Here is a 17,941-nt window from a genome sequence, read left to right as displayed (position 1 = left end):
CCAGCACCCCAGCGACACAAAGGAGTCTCCGCGTGACCGACCGCCCCACCCAGGATCGCCGCCTCGGCATACGCAGACGGCACGGGCGCTCAGCCCTCGCCTCGATCGTGGTCGTACTCCTGACCGTTCTCGGTCTGTTCACCGCCTCGCCCGCCCAGGCACTCAGCGGTGACCTCCGCATGCACGACCCGAGCGTCATCAAGGTGGGCAGCTGCTACTACGGCTTCTCCACCGGCTTCGAGCACGACCCGCTCAACCCCAGCGGCTCCATCACCATCCGCAAGACCTGCGGTGGCTCCGCGGCATCCGGCTGGACCAAGGTGGGCAACGTCTGGGAGTCGACGCCGTCCTGGATCACCGCGAAGCTCGGCTCCACCCCGCCGAACATCTGGGCCCCCGACATCAAGTACTTCAACGGCACCTACCACCTGTACTACGCCGCTTCGCTCTGGGGGACGAACTACGCGGTGATGGGTCTGGCCACCGCCACGAACATCGAAGGTCCCTGGACCGACCAAGGCGTGGTCACGGACGTCAATTACCCGATCGACCCCAACGTCGACTGGGGCCCCGACGGCCGGCTCTACATCTCCTGGGGCTCCTGGACCGGCAGCGGCACCTACATGCACGTCCTGGACCAGTCCACCGGCAAGCTGTCCACCACCGACAACAACCTGTGGCACATCGCCGTCGGCATCGAGAACCCCACGATCATCCTCAACGGCGGCTACTACTACCTCTTCGGCTCCAAGGGCCTGTGCTGCAGCGGAGTCAACAGCACCTACTACACCGTGGTCGGCCGGTCCACCAGCATCACAGGACCGTACCTCGACCAGAACGGCACCGACATGGCCTCCGGCGGCGGAACCACCGTCCTGACCGGCGCCTACCCCAAGGTGGCCGCCGGTGGCGCCGACGCCTACGACGACGGCACGTCCAAGTTCCTCGCCTACCACTACTACGACGGCGACAACTCCGGTCAAGAGACCCTCGACATCCGCCAGGTGACCTTCGCGAACGGCTGGCCCGTCATCGCCAGTCCACTCGGCGCCGCGAACAACCACCTGCTCAACCGCAACAGCGCCAAGTGCGCTGACGTCTGGTCGCTGAGCACGGCCGACGGGGCAGCGGTGAACTCCGGCAACTGCAACTCCGGGGCCAACCAGCAGTGGGTGCCCACCGCCGTCGGCTCCGACTACGAGCTCGTCAACGTCAACAGCGGCAAGTGCCTGCAGGTCTCCGGTGCTTCCACCGCCGACGGAGCGGTGGCCGTCCAGTCCACGTGCACCGCGGCCTCGAACCAGCTGTGGACGCGAACGGCGGTGATCGGCGGCTACGTCACCTTCACCAACGTCAACAGCGGCAAGTGCCTGGAGGTCGCGGGATCGTCGACGGCCAACGGGGCGGCTCTGGACCAGTCGACCTGCAACGCCGGCGCCAACCAGCAGTGGATGGTTGTCTGACACCTTCTGCGCCCAGGGACCTCGACATCACGTAACGAGGCCACGCGAGATCACGTGTCGCCGAGAACCGGCAGGGGCGGATCCACCAAGATCCGCCGCTGCCGGCCCCCCTCTATTCAGAGCTTCCCCGGGATCGATTCTCGGCGTACCGCATTCGGCCTCGACCAGGCGCAGAAGGTCGAACACCACATCCCGGGTGGGAACTGTCTCGCGGTTGCAGATCCGCCGCACGGTCGCCTGGCTGCGCGCAGAACAATGCGCTCAGGCTCTGCGAACCCGCCGCCCCTTCGAGCTCTTTCCTTTCAGGAGTTCGCACCGTGGCAAGCTGACCCAGCCGGTTGCTGATCGCCCTCTGCGTCAACGGACGCCCGCCCGACATCAGAGGCAGGAAAACATGCCGGCGTAACGCACTCGCCCGTGCATACGTGGCGTCTGGCAACTCAGCGCTGAGCGGATCCATAGGACGTCCCGGACGAGTCAACTGCAATCCCCCTACAGCGATATTCTGGCCTCTTATGGACTTAATTCCACGTCCTCGGTGTACCCGGACATCCCGCCGCCGGCCGGGGCGGGATGCCCGGTGGGTGCCCCTGAGGGTCAGCCTCCGTGCACGGCGCTGACGAGGTCGGGCAGGAGCTTCGCCGCGTTCGGCGTGCCCAGTCCGGTGACGGGGTCCCATCCTGTGGTGGCCGAGTAGCCAGGGACCGACGCCTCGGCGGCGTTGTTGCCCACCGTCACGTCGTTGAAGTCCGCCGCGTACGTGGCCGGGGCCGACGCGAGCTTGTACAGAGCCGGGTTGATCACTCCGAGTCCACCGTGATTGATCTGGTCGGCGATGGCAACCAGGCCCGCCCACTGCGGACACGCGAGCGACGTGCCGCCGATGTCGTACCAGCCCGTGCTGCACGGCGTGCTGCCGCACTTCAGCCCGCTCTGGCCGTCCGGCGGGAGAGACAGGTACACCAGTGCTCCGGTCGACGGGCTCGCCTGCAGGGAGACGTCCGGAACGCCGCGCATGGCGCCGATGGCCGTGCTGCCGGCCGGCAACGCGCCTGACTGGTAGCCCGGCTTGGCGAAGACACTGCTGAAGCCGCCGCCGGAGCCGATCCAGCCGATCTCCGACTGGCCGGCGGCGTTCTGGCAGGCCAGTGGCGGGGAGGCGCTGTCGACGACCCTGCCGCCGGTGGCACCCGGGTCGGTGCACAGGTCCGTGCCCCCGACTCCGGTGACCAGCGGGTCCGACGCGGGCCACTCGACTGCGGGACCGGGGAGCGTCGACCCGCCCTGACCCACAGGCGTCTTGGCCGAGCCGGCGCTTCCGTCGTCACCCGACGAGCCGAGTACGGTGACGCCGTTCTGCGCCGCTGACTTGAACGCGTAGCGCAGGTTCTCCAACGACTGGGCGCTGCCGAAGGCGCCTTCTGCGGAGGCGAACGACTGGGAGATGACCGTCGCGAGATGGTGCTCGACGACGTACTGCTCGGCAGCCATCATCTGAGGGAAGCCCTGCACCCCGAGGGTCTCGGCGGTCGGCGTGGTGACCAGCAGGATGTTGGCGCCGGGAGCCATTGCGTGGGCGGTCTCGACGTCGAGTGCCACCTCCAGGGCCCACGCACTCTTGTCCTCCTGCCCCGGGCTGTTGCTCGTGGACGGCGGCGCCTTGGTGGCAGGGGAGCCCTGCAGATGAAGCTCGCTGAAGGTAGGCATGCCGGGCGCACAGCTCACGCCCTCCTCACCGCACAGGGGTGCGATGCCGAATGCCTGGTCGAAGACGTGCAGATCGTGGGTCATGGTGTCGCTCCCGTAGGAGTCGACGATTGCGATCGTCTGGCCGCGGCCGTCCTCCCCGGCCGAGTGCAACGGGCCCACGTTGTATGCCGCCTGGATGGCCTGTGGAGTGAAGCAGCGGCGTCCCACTGACGCGCATTGGGACTGGGTCGGCGGGGTCTGGCCGGTCGTCAACTGCGTGAAGTCGGCCACGGTCGGCCGTACTTGCGGATAGGCGGCCTGGTGGGCCGCGCTTGTCGCGGGGACGGCGCCCGCCGCTGCGAAGCTGAGGGTGCTCACCCCCGCGAGAAACCACCGTCTGATGGTGCGTGCCATCCGAGTCCTCTCTTGGGTTCGAAAGGGGGACTTGCGCGTCCGCCCCCAGGGTCTCGGGGGGTGGCAAAGGGGGATGCGGATGTGGGGAGGCTATCCCTCGGGGTTGTTCTCCGACAGGCTTGATTTGTCAACAGTGATCAAAGAAATGTGCTGCTGACGGAACGTGAACTCCCGTGCGCAGGGCGGCGCCTGGACCCCGGCGCTCGGTGTCCGCGGTGACTCCCACTCCGTACAGACGGACGTACTCCCGATAGCCCGTCGACCGCTCTTTTACCGGGTCGTTCCGCGCATTTGACCCGACAGACGCTTAGGGCGTCGCCCGCAGGGGAGTCGACCCTGTTCCGGAGTGCTCCGTGCGAAAAATGAGGGGTACGGCATAGGGAAAACCCTATCCAGGGATTCCCGTTTCGCGACGAGCCTTTTACGGGCTATTTGCAACGGTGTCCGGAGTCTGACTCACCTGCAGGGACGCGCCGAGAAAGGGCTGTTGAAACCTTGAGGATCGACTCTTGACCGTGATCCATCAGGCTCGCTACTTTCCTCCCGGCAGGTTGCATCACAACCCCTATTCCCGCCGGGCAAGCCTTTTCATATTCCTGAAACGCTGCCGTCATACATCGAGGCATCGTTCCGGCCGGCGGGCCGCGCCGTCCCAGTCGATTGACCACCTCACATCGAAGGACCCATGATGCTGCGCAGATCGACCCTTGCCCGCGTCGCTGTCACCACCGCGGCGCTCACCGCCGCCGCACTCCTCGGCTCCTCGCCCGCCGGCGCCCAGACACCCGAGACCTCCGGTCACGCCAAGCAGATGGCAGCGCGCGACGCGCGTCCCGCCGCGGCGGCCTCCACCAACCTCCTGTCGTACGGCGGAGGCGCTGTCGTCACCAGTCCCAAGGTCTACGTCGTCTACTGGGGCTCCCAGTGGGGCACCGGGTCGACCGTCACCAACGACCCCTCCGGTGAGGCAGCTCTGCAACTGTCGTTCTTCCAGCACGCCTACGGCAGTGGTGACACCTGGTCCGCCTCACAGACGCAGTACTGCGAGGGCGTCGCCGTCGGTACCACGCAGTGCAACGGCGCCGGAACTCCCGTCGGACACCCGGCATCGAACCCGGTGGGCGGCACCTGGCTGGACAGTTCCGTCTCCGCGCCCAGCAAGCCGTCCAATGCCCAGATAGCGGCGGAAGCGGTGAAGGCGGCGGCGCACTTCGGCGTCTCCGGTGACAACGTGCAGATCATCGTGGACGCCCCGCACGGTGTCGTCCCCACCGGCTTCAAGACCCAGTACTGCGCCTGGCACGACCAGACGACGACCGGCAGCGGCGCCCCGCTGCCGTACACCAACTTCCCGTACATCACCGACGCCGGCAGCGCCTGCGGCGCCAACTTCGTGAGCACCGGTAGCACGGGGGTGAACGGGACCACCGAGGGCGTGACCATCGTGGGCGGGCATGAGTACGCCGAGACGCTCACCGACCCGACCGCGAGCACGGGATGGCTCGACTCGACCGGCTACGAGACCGGTGACAAGTGCGCCTGGATCTCCAGCGGGCAGGGCGCTTCGACGATCGTCGGCATGAACGGCTCCAACTACGCCATCCAGTCGCTGTGGAGCAACAACTTCAACAGCGACAGCGGCGGCTGCGTCGTCTCCTACACCAGCCCCACCAACCAGCACTGACCTTGACGCCCTGGGGTCGCCCGGCCTCCAGCCGGGCGACCCCAGGGCCGCCCGTTCGAGAGGAAGCACATGGCTACGGCCCGCCGCACACCGCCACCGCCACCGCGGCACTTCGCCGCGGGGCTCAGCGCCGCACTGGTGGCGACGGCACTCCTCACCGGATGTACCTCCGCCGCCGCCACGTCAGCCCCGCCCTCCGCGCCGCCGACCTCGTCGTCGACGGCCGTGGCGGTCCGGTGCCACCAGCTGCACCCCGCGACGCTGCCGCGTTCCGCCGGATCCTTGACTCAGGCGGACTCCGGGGCCTTCTGTCTGCGCGTCGGCCAACGGGTGGACGTGTTCCTCGCCGCTCCCGAGGGCGCCGTGCAGGGCACGCATTGGCGCGCCATCGGCAGCTCCAGCCCTGAGGTACTCGCGCCTGTCGGCACCGGGGTGATGACCGCGCCGCTGGGCGTCACGCCGGGTCTGTTCGTCGCGCGGTCGCCCGGTGCCTCCACACTGACCAGCACGTGCCCCGACGGAACGTCGTGGCGGGTGACACTGGTCGTCAGCTGAAGTGGTGAGCGCCCTGACGGTCGCCGGGCCCCGGGATCTCTCCAGGCATCGGCGCGCGACATACGGGCACGGCCTCTGCCTTGATCAGGACGGACCTGGGTCCAGACCTGAAGCCCGGCACGGGTGAGCGGCCGAAGTACCACCCGAACACGCTCACCTATCCCGTCCCCAGGCCGGCCATCCGGCCGAGGACGCGGTTTCGTTGCGTCCGCCGTCTACGCGCTGGGGACTGGAGAAGAGGCGTCGTGGATAGCGCGGCGTTCGGGTCTGCTGTCGACGAACTGGGGCCGGTACTGGATCTTCCGTAAGCCGCGCCTGAACGCCCGCATGAGGTGCTCCGGGTCGGCGAACGCGACGGGCAGTGGACTATGTTGTGGGGATGACTACCGGGACGGCACTGCGCCACACACGGATTGGTGACCCGGTGCTCTTCTGAGCGCCGTATGGGCCAGTGTGGGCCCGCTGCTCGATCGAGGATCTTGCGCTGCTGCGCGGGCTCCGCCTCCGTCGTGTTGATCACAGGCTCGACACATCAACCACGACAGGAGAACTCATGCCCACCAAGACGCTGCAGATTCCCACCGCGGACGGCCAGGCCGATGCATTCGCCGCCTTCCCCGACCGCGGCGAGCAGCACCCGGGGGTGCTGATGTACGCTGACGGCTTCGGTATCCGGCCCGTGCTGCGGGACATGGCACGCGAACTAGCCGGGCACGGGTACTACGTGCTCGTCCCCAACGTCTTCTACCGGCACGGCCCGGCACCAGTGATCGAGCTTCCGGAGCACATCGGAGAAGAGGCCCGGCCCCAGGTCATGGCCCAACTGATGCCCTTGATCAAGGCGCACACCGCCGAACGTGTCCTGCGCGACGCCTACGCCTACCTCAGGATCCTCGCAGCCCAGCCCGAGGTCGGCGCCGGTCCGCTCGCGGTGACCGGCTATTGCATAGGCGGCCTCCTCGCGATGCGCACCGCCGCGGCCTACCCCGGCCAGGTGGCCGCCGTCGCCGCATTCCACGGTCCCGTGGGCGTCGACGGGCCCGACCTCTTCTCCAAGCTCACCGCCGAGGTCCACCTCGGCCACGCCGAAGGCGACATGACACCCGAGGCCCTCGGCGAGCTCAACCAGGCCCTCGACACCGCAGGTGTCAGCTACACCTCCGAGATCTACCCCGGCACCATCCACGGCTTCACCATGTCCGACACCGACGCTTTCAGCGCCTCAGGGCTGAAGCGCCACTGGAACCACCTGCTCCCTCTGTTGGACCGCACCCTGGGCAACAGCTGAGGCTCCGGCTCGGAAACCGAACATGAAGTGCACAGTGTTTTCGACCGATGGGGTTTTGGTGCTTTGGCGGGGACCGGGCATGTGCCGGCGCAGGTTCCGAAACGTCCGGCGCACCGGAGTTGGGGTGCGCCGGCTCGGCGAAGCCGGTTTCTCCCACGGGTGTCGCAGGTCCTGGGCGAGCGGGCGGCCAGCCGAGTTGGGTGTATGCGGCGATGATCAGCCGGGTCCAGCGGTCGGCCGCCCGCTTCCGGTTCCCGCAGTCGGGGCTTCGTCCAGCCCAGCGTCTGCTTGAACAGCCGCAGGTCTTCGAGGACCATAGCCACACACGCTGGCGCCTCGCGGTCCGTCGACAGGTGCTCGACCTCCAGCCGGATCAACGCGCCCCAGCTCACCCCAGACAGATCGATGGAGCGGTGATCACGCCGGTAGGGTGGTCCGGTGGACGCGGAGGCAGAGCACGAAATGATGGCGCTCCCACCGGGACAGGTGACGGTGTCGGACCGGCGGACACAGAAGAGCTGGACGGTTGAGGTCGCACCGTTCTGGATGGCGGCGATTCCGGTCACTCAGTCGTTGTATGCACAGGTCAGCGGTCAGCGGCCGAGCACTGCCGAAGGCGACCGGCTACCGGGTGAGGGCGTTTCATGGTGGGACGCGGTCCGGTTCTGCGATGCGTTGTCCCGATGTGAGGGGCTGACACCCGTCCATCACCTCAACGGCGAGGCAGAGGCGGTTCGACTGGAAGGTCTCTGCCGATGGATACCGGCTGCCGACCGAGGCCGAGTGGGAGCACGCATGCCGCGCGGGCACCACCGGCCCTCGACATGGCCGGCTAGACGAGATCGCCTGGTACCAGGGCAACTCAGCGCGAATTTGGTGACGGTGAGGGGCGGCGCCTGCTGCGGATCATTCGGCCTCTCGCGCTGGGGGCTACAGGAAGGTACGTCGCACGGCGGCATGCCCCTACCTGGTCCTCCCGTTCAACGCGGTGATCACGGCGGCCTGATCAGACACACTGGTTCGGTGCAGCATGATGAAGAACAGCCGTTGTCCGGTGGCAACGTCAGCGATGGTGTCGTTCGAGTCGGAGATACCGTCCGCCGTCCGACCGGACCGTGGACGCCCGCAGTGCACGCCTTGCTCACGCACCTGCACGAAGTGGGATTCCGGGCGGCGCCTCGTCCTCTGGGCATTGACGACCAGGGGCGCGAAGTCCTGACCTTTGTGCCGGGCCATGTGGTCTGGCCCGACCGGTTCTCTCTGCTGGAACCCGCTCGGCGACTGGCTCGCGTGGCACACCTGATCCGGGACTTCCACGATGCAGTGCAGGACTTCACGCCACCACCCGGCGCGCACTGGCAGGTGCTGATGCCCGCCGAGGGCAGCGACATCATCGCCCATCACGACCTGGCCCCATGGAACCTTGTGGTCGCAGACGATTCCCAGTGGGCCTTCATCGACTGGGACACCGCCGGCCCCGGTTCCCGCCTGTGGGACGTCGCGTATGCCATGCACGGTTTCGTCCCGTTGTCCGCGCATCCTGACTGGCAACGCCGCGACGCGGGTGACCGACTGCGAGTCTTTGCCAACGCCTACGGCCTCGATGAAGCCGAACGCCGACAGCTGGTCCCTCTGCTAGGACGCCGTACGCGTTCCATGCACGACTTCCTGCGTGACCAGGCAGCCCGGGGTGTCCAACCCTGGACGACACTGTGGGCCGCGGGCCACGGCGGCGCCTGGCGAAGCGACGCCGAATACATCGAACAGCGCGAAGACCAGTGGGTGCACGCCCTGCTCGCCGGCTGAGGCACTTCCGCCCGCGCCTCGCTCCCGGCGTCGAACGGCGTCTCGAACCAGTCCCGTCTTCAAACAGATCGCGCCCACCTGCTGGACGGTGGTGAGGTTGTTCCAGCCGAGCCGGACTGACCTACCCAGCGCCTCTGGTCCTCGCCCTGGTGCACGACGGTGCTCTGCGACATGGGCAGCTCGCGGCGGGCCTCCAGGTGCAGCCGGACCAGATGGAAGGCGCGCTGCCACTCCACCGGTCAGGCGGGGGCGATGTCCTCGAGCTGCTCGCGCCGCTCCTGCGGCAGTGCCCCGGTGGCCGAACTGAACGGGCAGGCCCTGAGCACGACGCTGCTCGATCTCGGCGGCCTTCCGGGCGGCCGCGCGGGCGTTCTTCATCCAGATGCCCACCCGCTACCTCTGGTAGGTGGTGTCGGTCGGTGCCAGGAGGTGCCCGTTTTCGGCGGGCCCACCCCGCGCGGGGGCCAGGGCCTCTTCCCATGCGACGTCGTCAAGTGATCGATTGACTGGTGTCGAGTAGGCCCGCGTTGCCGCGCGGGTCGGGAAGGCACGCCTGTGCTCAGGGTAGTGAACGCCGACGGCACCATCACCAACGGCTCCTCGCTGATCGGCGAGATCGTACGCGAGGGCTACGGCGGATGCCGGCCGCCGCGCTGGAGGCCGAAGTCAACGCATACATGGCGGAGTCGGCCGATCAGCGGCACGGGAAGGGCCACCCCCCTGGTCGTGCGCAACGGCTTCCATCAGCCACGCACGGTGAGCCTCCGTCCGAGCTTGCCGTCGTCGCCTGCTGTGCTGTGGCCGACACCGATCCGCTGCCGACCATGACCGCCGGTGCAACGAGTCGACGAACTCGTGAGGCTCACGGGCAAGCCCGGAAGCCAAGAGCACGAGAGCGAGTGCCAAGGCCAGGACTGTTCCCGTGCGGCGGGAACAGCCGATCCGGCCGGCACTGTTGCACCGCTCGGGGGACGGCGCCGCGTGTGCGGGGAACGGAGAGACCAGAAGATCGTCTGCGCCGACGCGATGGCGGCCCTCCGAATCCGTTGTACGCCCGGTCATCCGATATCGGGGCGACCGCTTGTACAACTGCCGCAGACTTAGACCGAGGCCATTTCACACAGGAGGACTTTTTCATGAATGACCGGCCCTTGACACTGATGGCGGTGCACGCTCACCCCGACGATGAGGCCACTGGAACGGGAGGTGTCCTCGCACGGTATGCGGCGGAGGGCATCCGCACGGTGCTGGTGACGTGCACCGACGGCAGTTGCGGTGACGGACCGGGGGGTGTCAAGCCGGGCGAGCCCGGGCACGATCCGGCGGCCGTCGCGTTGATGCGGCGTCAAGAACTTGAGTCAAGCTGCGAGATTCTGAAGATCAGTCATCTGGAGATGCTGGACTACGCCGACTCCGGGATGATGGGCTGGCCGACCAACGACGCTCCCGGATCCTTCTGGCAGACACCCGTGGAGGAGGGCGCTGCCCGACTCGCGGAACTCTTGCGCCGCTACCAACCCGATGTGGTCGTCACCTATGACGAGAACGGCTTCTACGGCCACCCCGACCACATCCAGGCACACCGCATCACGATGGCGGCGCTGGCGATGACCGCGCCGATACCGAAGGTGTACTGGACAACGGCGCCCCGCTCGATGATGCAGCGGTTCGGGGAGGTCATGCGCGAGTTCGGTGCGGACTGGCAGGAGCCGGATCCTGCCGAGGCCGCCGCGCTGGCGGAGATCGGACTACCCGACGAGGAGATCACCACCTGGGTGGACACCACCGCGTTCGGCGGTCAGAAGTTCGACGCCCTGGCCGCGCACGCCAGCCAGGGCGAGAACATCTTCTTCCTCAAGATGGGCCAGAGCAGGTTCACCGAGTTGATGGGCGTCGAGACCTTCGTGCGTGTCCAGGACACCACCGGTGCGGCCGTGCCCGAGAACGACCTCTTCGCCGGACTGCGTTGATCCGCCCACCTTTCGGCGACCTGAGAAGACAGCGGCAGCGGGTGGTGACCGTCGGCCCGTGCGGCCGCGGTCACCATCCGCGGTGGTGCTACCGGGGGGCGGCTCCTCCCCTGCCATTTAAGAGCAGGAAGTCCAGCAGCGCCTTCGTCAGGGGCTGCGGAACCTCTTCGGCCAGGAAGGACCGGAGCCGGGGATGACCACTCCGGTGACGTCGGTGGCGACCTTGCGCATGTCCTCCGCCGGGGCGGTGCCGGTGCTGTACTCGCCGCCGATGGCCAGGACCGGGATGGTCAGCGGCCCCTCCTCCTGGTGCCAGCGCCGGAACTGCTCTGCCGTCTCAGGCGGTGTCCTGACCGTGGTGACAAATGGGACCATGACGTGCGTCAAGATTCCCAGGCGCTACAAGTTCTCAAGCCGTCCCCCGGTTGGGGCCGTTCAGACGGGCCAGGTGCCGAGTGCGCGGGCCAGGCGGTTGCTCTGCTCTCGGGTGATGCCCTGGGCGAGGCGGGTTCCGCACCGCGGGCTCATGTACCCGTCACAGTGCAGGATTCCGAGGAAGGGCTCCTGGCTGCCGGAGAGCGGCGAGGCGGCAGGAAGCGCCCATTCAGCCGGCTCCCACAAGGGGTGGTCCGCCAGGAGCGCTTCCGCGAGATGCGGGGCCGGCGCTGCGGGGACGCCCGCCTGCGTCAGCGCGCCGCCGAGCACCGCTGCGGCGTCCTCGGGCAGCTCCTGGTCGCCGAGCGCGGGCAGCAGGAGGAGCAGGCGTGCGTATTCGGCGTGAATTCCTGGAGCGTTGAGGTCGGGCGTGCGGGCGATGTGGTGGAGCTCTCGCCATGACAAGCCCGGGCCGGCCTGGTGACCGCTGACGGTGGCCAGGTGGCCGTGTCGTCCCCACTCGGGGTGGGTGATGAAGTACTCGGTTCCCGGATCGTCGCGAAAGTTGCGTCCAAGGACCATCGCGGTGTGGCCATCGGCGAACGGGATGCGGAAGACGGGCCAGTGGTCCTCGTTGCCGAGCGCATCGCAAGCCGCGTCGGCGTCAGCCCCGTCGACACCGAACCACTCCGGAACGGGGTCGTACTCCTCTGTCTGACTCAGCCACATCAGGTAGGCCGCCCAGAACCCCGGCAGTGCCAGCAGTTCCTCCCCCGCGACAACAGGGGCGTTCTCGAATCCCTCTATCAGCACTGGTCCAGGCTCTCATCCGCGTACGAGAGCCCGTACACGGCTCGGTGGCTCCACCGAGCGGTGCTGTCTCTCATCGACTTGAAGGTTCGCTCCGGGTGGTTCACGCCCTGCGACGTCTGGACGGCTTTTCCGTGCGGTCCGAAATGTACCTCGCTGGCGAACATTTAGGTACGTGCCCGAATAGGTTGCCATATTTTGTGCTGCCGCAGAGCGCGGTGTAACGCCGAAGCGCTCGCATGACGCAGAACCATGCGGAAACAAGCCACAGGGCGAGGCAGAATGTCGCTACCTGGGGCGAGCCTGCGACAGAAAACAGCGGCAGATCGGAATTTTTCGTGAACAACATCGACCCGGCTTCCGGATATCAGACGTACGAGCAGTCCCCGAGGCCCGGCCGCCCCGCACGCAACGAGGCCACTGCACGACGCGTAGCCCTCGCGATCTGCACGATCGCTGACGTCGCGGCCGGCTTGCTGGGGCTGTGGGTCCTGCTCTACCTGCTCGACGCGAACCAGGCGAATCCCTTTGTTGAATTCGTGCACGGAGCGGCGGACTGGCTGTCCGGATGGGCACGAGATATTTTCACGATGGACACAGAAGGTCTGCGGGTTGTCCTCAATTTCGGCCTTCCGGCCGTCATTTATTTGCTGATCGGTCACGGGATCGCTGTCCGGCTCAACCGGGCCTGACAGCTGACGGCCCTCAGCCAAGCGCGTATCAAGAGCAGGCACGAGGAATACGTCGCGGCGCAGTCACGGGTTTCCGGCAAGCCGAGTCGGCCGCGGCGGGCACAGAAGATCACGACCTTGGAAGGGGTAGCACAGTGACTCTCACCCCCAGCGAAAGCGATCACATACCGATCTATGCGGACCTCGTACGTGAACGAGGTGACGTCGTGGCAGAGGCGCAGAGAGCCGCCGAGCACACACGGCACCAGGCAGCGGAACTGCTGGGCAGGCGACATGTCGGCCAGCCGCACCTGCCAACCGCTTGACAGATGGTCAGGGCGACTGTCGTCGCCACCTTCGCCATGGGCACCGCACTGGGCGACTTCACCGCCTTCACCCTGCACTTGGGCTACTTCACCTCCGCGTCCGTCTTCGCGGTGCTGATCCTCATTCCGGCGGCGGGATACCGCTGGCTGCGCTGGAATCAGGTGTTCTGCTTCTGGGCCGCCCAGGTGATCACCCGTCCGCTCGGCGCGTCGATCGCCGACGGCCTGGGCAAGCCTCGCTCCGTCGGAGGCCTCGGTCTCGGCGACGGGCCAGTGGCTCTGGTCCTGCTCGCCCTGATCGTCCTGGTGGTCGCCTACCTGGCGGTGACCAAGGCCGACGTCCAGCGTGTGCCCGAGCCCGCCGCCGTACCGGCGTCGGCCTCCGCGCGCGTGTAGTGGGCAGGTGGCGGACAGCGATGACCTACCCGGGGGCGGAGTAGCGCCCGGCTCGAGCATCGAGAAGCGGATGGGAGTGTGCTGCAGGGCTCACGGCGGCTTCACCCCGGTCGGTGTCGTCCTGCTGTGCGCGGCCGGCGTTGTGTGCCGCCTGGCACTGCCCGCGCCGTGGCTGAGCCGGGCCATCTCGGCGTCGTCGTACCTGTCGCCCTGGTCGGGCACTCATCCTGACCTACGTCAACGCCTCCGGTGCCCTTGGCTCCTTCTGACCCACCCGCGTCCGCTGCTACTCGCCGCCGCGCCGGCCGTGGCGGCACCGGTCTGCATGCCGACCGTTCTGATCACCACCACACTGCCCGACAAACCGCACCTGCTCCTGCCGGTCATCGTTTACGGGCTTCTGAAGAAGGCGGCCGCTGGCCGGGTCGTACGCGGACAGCGGCTGCGTGCCCACTGCTCGCCCCCCGGAATCAGGCCTCCTGACCAGCGGGCGGGCTGCAGTGCGCTCCCTTTTCGCCCACGCCGGTCCGCGCGGCCGCGAACGCGGGGTCGTAGTACCGCGGTACCACCTGACCCGCACTCTTCAGTCCCCGGTACCAGCAGATCCGGGTGTCAGCGGTCTTAGCGTGGCGGAGGAGGCGTCGGGCGTGCCGGACGCCGCAGCCCGAAAGAGAGAACGCGAGTGATCGACGCACAGCAGCTCACCAAGAGATACGGGGAGAAGACAGCCGTCGACGGTCTGGACTTCACCGTGAAGCCCGGCACGGTGACCGGCTTCCTGGGGCCCAACGGGGCTGGGAAGTCCACGACCATGCGGATGATCGTCGGGCTCGACGCGCCGACGAGCGGTTCCGTCACGGTGAACGGCCACCGCTACGCGCGCCACCAGGCGCCGCTGCAGGAGGTCGGGGCGCTCCTGGAGGCGAAGTCCATCCACCCGGGCCGCTCGGCCTACAACCACCTCCGGGCGCTCGCGCTGACCCACGGCATCCCGCGCCGCCGGGTCGACGAGGTCATCGAACTCGCCGGCCTCGGGAGCGTCGCCAAGAAGCGGGCCGGCGCCTTCTCCCTCGGCATGGGACAGCGGCTCGGCATCGCTGCCGCGCTGCTGGGCGATCCGCAGACGGTGATGCTGGACGAGCCCGTCAACGGACTCGACCCCGAAGGCGTGCTCTGGATCCGCAACCTGTTGACGTCGCTCGCGGCCGAGGGACGGACGGTGTTCGTCTCCTCGCACCTTATGAGCGAGGTCGCGCTGGTGGCGGACCACCTGATCATCGTCGGCCGGGGACGGCTGCTGGCCGACACGACCGTGCAGGACTTGGTTCGCGAGGCGGGCGGCGACACCGTGAAGGTCGCCACTGACGACCCCGCGCGGCTGCGGGACGTGCTGGCCGGGCCGGGCGTGGAGATCACCGGCCGCATCGGCTCCGAGGAACTGCAGGTGACCGGGATATCCGCCCGCGAGATCGGACTGAAGGCGGCCGAGCACGGGATCCCCCTGTTCGAACTGACCACGAAGGCCGTGTCCCTGGAGGAGGCGTTCATGGAACTGACCAGGGACGCCGTGGAGTACCACGGCTCCACGACCGGCACCGAGACCTCCGGGAGCGCAGCATGAGCACCCTCACCGCGACCCCCGAGACTCCCGAGACCGCCCCGGCCGCTCCGTCCCGGCCCGCATACCGGGTGACCGGGCGGCGCGTGCTGGCCTCGGAGTGGGTCAAGCTCTGGTCCCTGCGCTCCACCTGGATCACCCTCGGCCTGGGCCTGGTGTTCCTGGTCGCCTTCGGCGTCATCGCCGCGAGCCACTACAAGTCCAATCTCGACTCGGGCCGCCACATGGACCGCGACTTCGCCTCCGCGACGGCCGTGAGCCTGTCCCTCTTCGGCACGAACTTCGCCCAGCTCGCCCTCGGCGTTCTCGGCGTGCTGGTCACGGCGGGCGAGTACTCCACCGGAATGATCCGCTCGACCCTGGCCGCGGTGCCGCGCCGGCTGCCCGTGCTCTGGTCCAAGGCCGCGGTGTACGGGCTGGTCGCGCTCGTGATCGCCACCGTCGGCGCGTTCGTCGCCTTCCTCGTCGGCAGCCAGATCGTGTCCGCCACCCCTGCCGCCATGGGTCTCGGGCACGTCGGCGTCGTCCGCAGTCTGCTGGGCGCCGGGCTCTACCTGGGCCTGGTCGGCGTGATCGGCGCCGCGCTGGGCGCGCTGCTGCGGTCGGTGGCCGGCGGTATCTCGGTGCTTGTCGCCGCTCTCATGCTCGTACCGGGACTGATCTCCCTGCTGCCCAGCTCGTGGCAGGGCAACATCGACCCCTACCTCCCCAGCCACGCGGGCGAGTCGATCTTCGCCTTGACCCATGACTCGACCACCCTGTCGCCGGGCGCCGGACTCCTCGTCTTCCTCGGCTGGGTGGTCCTGGCCCTGGCCGGAGCGGCGTTCAGGCTGCTGCGCAGCGACGTCTGAGCAGCAGCCACCCGCATCATGGGGTTGTGACCTCCGTGACCACCGAAGATCTCAGCGGGATGGGGCCGCTGGTCGCCCGGCTCGGCCGGGCCGGCCAGCGGCTCCGGCACGCCGACCGGGCCCGTCCGTGGGTGCTGGACACCGCGGTGGTGGCCCTGGTCTTCCTGATGTTCTGCCTGCCGGACCTGCTTCACACGGTCGGCGTGATCGGCGGGGACGGCGACGGCCATGGCCTGCGCCGCTTCCGCCTGACGTTCACCCGGTTGCCCGTGGCGGGCATGCTGGCCCTGCAGGCCGGACTGGTGCTGCCGCTGATGTGGCGACGCCGGGCACCCGCCGCCGCCTTCAGCGCCGTCACAGCCGTGTTCGTCCTCCAGTGGTCCCTCGGCGCCGTGCTCCGTGCGGACGTCGCCCTCTTCGTCGCCCTGTACAGCCTGGCCCTGCATGGGCGGCTACGGCAGCTCCTGTGGGCCTGTGCCGTCACAGCGGGTGCACTGAGCCTGGTCGCGGCGCGGGTGTCGGCGGCGGTGTCGGTCTGGGACGCCCTCTTCTTCCTCCTCAGCACGGCGACCGCGGCACTCGCTCTCGGCCTGATGATCCGCATCCGGCGGGCCCAACTGGCCGGGCTGCGCGACCGCGCGGCACGGCTGGAGATCGAACGCGACCAGCGCGGCAGACTCGCCGTCGCCGCCGAACGGACACGAGTGGCCCGCGAGATGCACGACATCGTCGGCCACAACCTGTCCGTCATCATCACGCTTGCCGACGCGGGAGCCTATGCCGCCGGTGCCGCACCGGAACGCGGCAAGGAGGCCCTGCATCTCATCGGAGACACCGGCCGCCAGGCCCTGGGCGAACTGCGCAGGGTGCTCGGCGTACTGCGCGAGGCGGACGGTCCGCCGACCGAACCCGAGCTGAGCCCGCAGCCTGGTCTCACGGACATCGACGCGCTGTGCGAGGGAGTGCGAGCCGCCGGCGTGGAGGTCGTCTACCGTACGGCCGGAGACATCGACGCCCTCGACAGCGGGGTGCAGCTGACGGTCTACCGCATCGCGCAGGAGGCCCTGACGAACACCCTGAAACACGCCGGCGCCGGCGCGCGTGCGAACCTGGCGATCGTCGTGCAGGACACGCGGCTGACCATGACCGTCCAGGACTCAGGCCCGTCCACCCCGGCCGGTCGTCCCTGCGCGGTGAACGAGGAAGGACACGGCCTGGTGGGCATGCGAGAACGAGCGGCGCTCTACGGCGGACACGTCAGTGCGGGCCCCGCAGGCGCCGGCTGGAGGGTACAGGTCGACCTCGACCTCACTCCCCAGGACGGTGCCTCGTGACCACCGTGCTCGTCGTCGACGACCAGCCGCTCCAGCGGTACGGCTTCCGCATGCTTCTCGACTCCGTGCCTGAGACGGAGGTCGTCGGCGAGGCCGCGCACGGGGCGGAGGCAGTGCGCAAGGCCGCAGAACTCCGGCCCGACGTCGTCCTGATGGACGTACGCATGCCGGGTATGGACGGCATCGAGGCCACCCGTCGGATCGTCGCCGCCGGTGACCGTTCCCGGGTCCTCGTCCTGACCACCTTCGACCTCGACGAGTACGTCTACGCGGCCCTGCGCGCCGGAGCCAGCGGCTTCCTGCTCAAGGACGCCCGCCCCGAGGAACTCCTCGCCGGCATCCGTGCCGTGGCCGCCGGCGACGCCGTGATCGCCCCCGCCCTCACCCGCCGCCTGCTGCACGAATTCGCCCGGCTCGTGCCGCCGCACGCCGCCGGCTCCGCCGAGGACCCGAGACTGGCGTCCCTCACGGACCGCGAACGCGAGATCCTCGTCGCCATCGGCAAGGGTTGGTCCAACGGTGAGATCGCCACCCGCTTCGTGCTGTCCGAATCCACGGTGAAGACCCATGTCGGCCGCGTCCTGTCCAAGATCGGCGCCCGCGACCGCATCCAGGCCGTGATCTTCGCCTACGACCATGGCCTGGCCCGGCCCCACGCGGGTTGAGCCGACGGCTCGGCCGCAGGAACGTC

At 68.4% G+C, this 17,941-nt stretch carries 16 protein-coding genes and 2 pseudogenes; 14 read left to right on the top strand and 4 right to left on the bottom strand.

Annotation, left to right across the window (positions count from 1 at the left end):
* The first annotated feature begins 32 nt into the window (after nucleotides 1-32).
* Nucleotides 33-1,463, top strand: coding sequence for a family 43 glycosylhydrolase (locus tag N8I84_RS02605; RefSeq protein ID WP_263227802.1), 1,431 nt, complete (start codon nucleotides 33-35; stop codon nucleotides 1,461-1,463).
* A 597-nt stretch (nucleotides 1,464-2,060) separates the two neighbouring features.
* On the opposite strand, the gene N8I84_RS02600 is transcribed toward N8I84_RS02605, so the two are convergent.
* Entirely contained in the window at nucleotides 2,061-3,566 is a 1,506-nt protein-coding gene (locus tag N8I84_RS02600) for a S53 family peptidase (protein WP_263227801.1), read from the bottom strand.
* Between the two features lie 685 nt (nucleotides 3,567-4,251).
* On the opposite strand from N8I84_RS02600, the gene N8I84_RS02595 reads away from it, so the two are divergent.
* From N8I84_RS02595 to N8I84_RS02585, 3 genes are all read left to right on the top strand, one after another.
* Complete coding sequence (locus N8I84_RS02595; RefSeq protein WP_263227800.1) at nucleotides 4,252-5,250, top strand: hypothetical protein; 999 nt, start codon at nucleotides 4,252-4,254, stop codon at nucleotides 5,248-5,250.
* 69 nt (nucleotides 5,251-5,319) lie between these two features.
* Nucleotides 5,320-5,805: a hypothetical protein gene (locus tag N8I84_RS02590; protein ID WP_263227798.1), complete on the top strand. Its 486-nt coding sequence runs from the start codon at nucleotides 5,320-5,322 to the stop codon at nucleotides 5,803-5,805.
* A 553-nt stretch (nucleotides 5,806-6,358) separates the two neighbouring features.
* Entirely contained in the window at nucleotides 6,359-7,093 is a 735-nt protein-coding gene (locus N8I84_RS02585) for a dienelactone hydrolase family protein (protein WP_263227797.1), read from the top strand.
* Nucleotides 7,094-7,143: 50 nt separating this feature from the next.
* Here N8I84_RS02585 and N8I84_RS43035 read toward each other — a convergent pair.
* A pseudogene (locus N8I84_RS43035) lies at nucleotides 7,144-7,485 on the bottom strand (NF041680 family putative transposase); the annotation flags it as partial.
* Nucleotides 7,486-7,555: 70 nt separating this feature from the next.
* Between N8I84_RS43035 and N8I84_RS02575 the strand changes: the two are divergent.
* The 4 genes and pseudogenes from N8I84_RS02575 to N8I84_RS02560 all read left to right on the top strand — a co-directional run.
* Nucleotides 7,556-7,852, top strand: a pseudogene (locus N8I84_RS02575) (SUMF1/EgtB/PvdO family nonheme iron enzyme); the annotation flags it as partial.
* Nucleotides 7,800-7,973, top strand: a complete 174-nt coding sequence (locus tag N8I84_RS43030) for an SUMF1/EgtB/PvdO family nonheme iron enzyme (protein WP_390899012.1) — start codon at nucleotides 7,800-7,802, stop codon at nucleotides 7,971-7,973. The pseudogene N8I84_RS02575 and the gene N8I84_RS43030, both read left to right, overlap by 53 nt.
* A gap of 143 nt (nucleotides 7,974-8,116) precedes the next feature.
* Nucleotides 8,117-8,899, top strand: coding sequence for a phosphotransferase enzyme family protein (locus N8I84_RS02570; protein WP_263227796.1), 783 nt, complete (start codon nucleotides 8,117-8,119; stop codon nucleotides 8,897-8,899).
* A gap of 1,136 nt (nucleotides 8,900-10,035) precedes the next feature.
* Nucleotides 10,036-10,869, top strand: a complete 834-nt coding sequence (locus N8I84_RS02560) for a PIG-L family deacetylase (protein WP_263227795.1) — start codon at nucleotides 10,036-10,038, stop codon at nucleotides 10,867-10,869.
* A 147-nt stretch (nucleotides 10,870-11,016) separates the two neighbouring features.
* On the opposite strand, the gene N8I84_RS02555 is transcribed toward N8I84_RS02560, so the two are convergent.
* Together N8I84_RS02555 and N8I84_RS02550 are read right to left on the bottom strand one after the other, a co-directional pair.
* Nucleotides 11,017-11,244, bottom strand: coding sequence for a hypothetical protein (locus N8I84_RS02555; RefSeq protein WP_263227794.1), 228 nt, complete (start codon nucleotides 11,242-11,244; stop codon nucleotides 11,017-11,019).
* Between the two features lie 60 nt (nucleotides 11,245-11,304).
* Nucleotides 11,305-12,057, bottom strand: a complete 753-nt coding sequence (locus tag N8I84_RS02550) for a hypothetical protein (protein WP_263227792.1) — start codon at nucleotides 12,055-12,057, stop codon at nucleotides 11,305-11,307.
* Between the two features lie 335 nt (nucleotides 12,058-12,392).
* Here N8I84_RS02550 and N8I84_RS02545 point away from each other — a divergent pair, with 335 nt between their 5' ends.
* The 6 genes from N8I84_RS02545 to N8I84_RS02520 all read left to right on the top strand — a co-directional run bounded on the left by N8I84_RS02545 (nucleotide 12,393) and on the right by N8I84_RS02520 (nucleotide 17,915).
* A complete protein-coding gene (locus N8I84_RS02545; protein WP_263227790.1) occupies nucleotides 12,393-12,746 on the top strand; it encodes a hypothetical protein in 354 nt (117 codons plus the stop codon).
* Nucleotides 12,747-13,054: 308 nt separating this feature from the next.
* Nucleotides 13,055-13,447 (top strand): COG4705 family protein, encoded by a 393-nt coding sequence (locus tag N8I84_RS02540; protein ID WP_263227787.1) that lies wholly within the window; start codon nucleotides 13,055-13,057, stop codon nucleotides 13,445-13,447.
* Between the two features lie 682 nt (nucleotides 13,448-14,129).
* Nucleotides 14,130-15,068 carry an ABC transporter ATP-binding protein gene (locus N8I84_RS02535; RefSeq protein WP_263227785.1) on the top strand — a complete coding sequence of 313 codons (939 nt, stop codon included), beginning with the start codon at nucleotides 14,130-14,132 and terminating at the stop codon, nucleotides 15,066-15,068.
* Nucleotides 15,065-15,916 (top strand): ABC transporter permease, encoded by an 852-nt coding sequence (locus tag N8I84_RS02530; protein ID WP_263227784.1) that lies wholly within the window; start codon nucleotides 15,065-15,067, stop codon nucleotides 15,914-15,916. Before N8I84_RS02535 ends, N8I84_RS02530 begins: the two co-directional genes overlap by 4 nt.
* 59 nt (nucleotides 15,917-15,975) lie before the next feature.
* Entirely contained in the window at nucleotides 15,976-17,250 is a 1,275-nt protein-coding gene (locus N8I84_RS02525; protein ID WP_390899011.1) for a sensor histidine kinase, read from the top strand.
* A complete protein-coding gene (locus N8I84_RS02520) occupies nucleotides 17,247-17,915 on the top strand; it encodes a response regulator (RefSeq protein ID WP_263227783.1) in 669 nt (222 codons plus the stop codon). The genes N8I84_RS02525 and N8I84_RS02520 overlap by 4 nt, the downstream gene beginning before the upstream one ends.
* Nucleotides 17,916-17,941 lie beyond the last annotated feature (26 nt).

Origin of the sequence: Streptomyces cynarae (genome assembly GCF_025642135.1) — a bacterium.
Classification (GTDB): domain Bacteria; phylum Actinomycetota; class Actinomycetes; order Streptomycetales; family Streptomycetaceae; genus Streptomyces; species Streptomyces cynarae.
The sequence above is the reverse complement of the archived record's forward strand: the minus strand, read 5'-3'. Positions and strand labels throughout refer to the sequence as shown.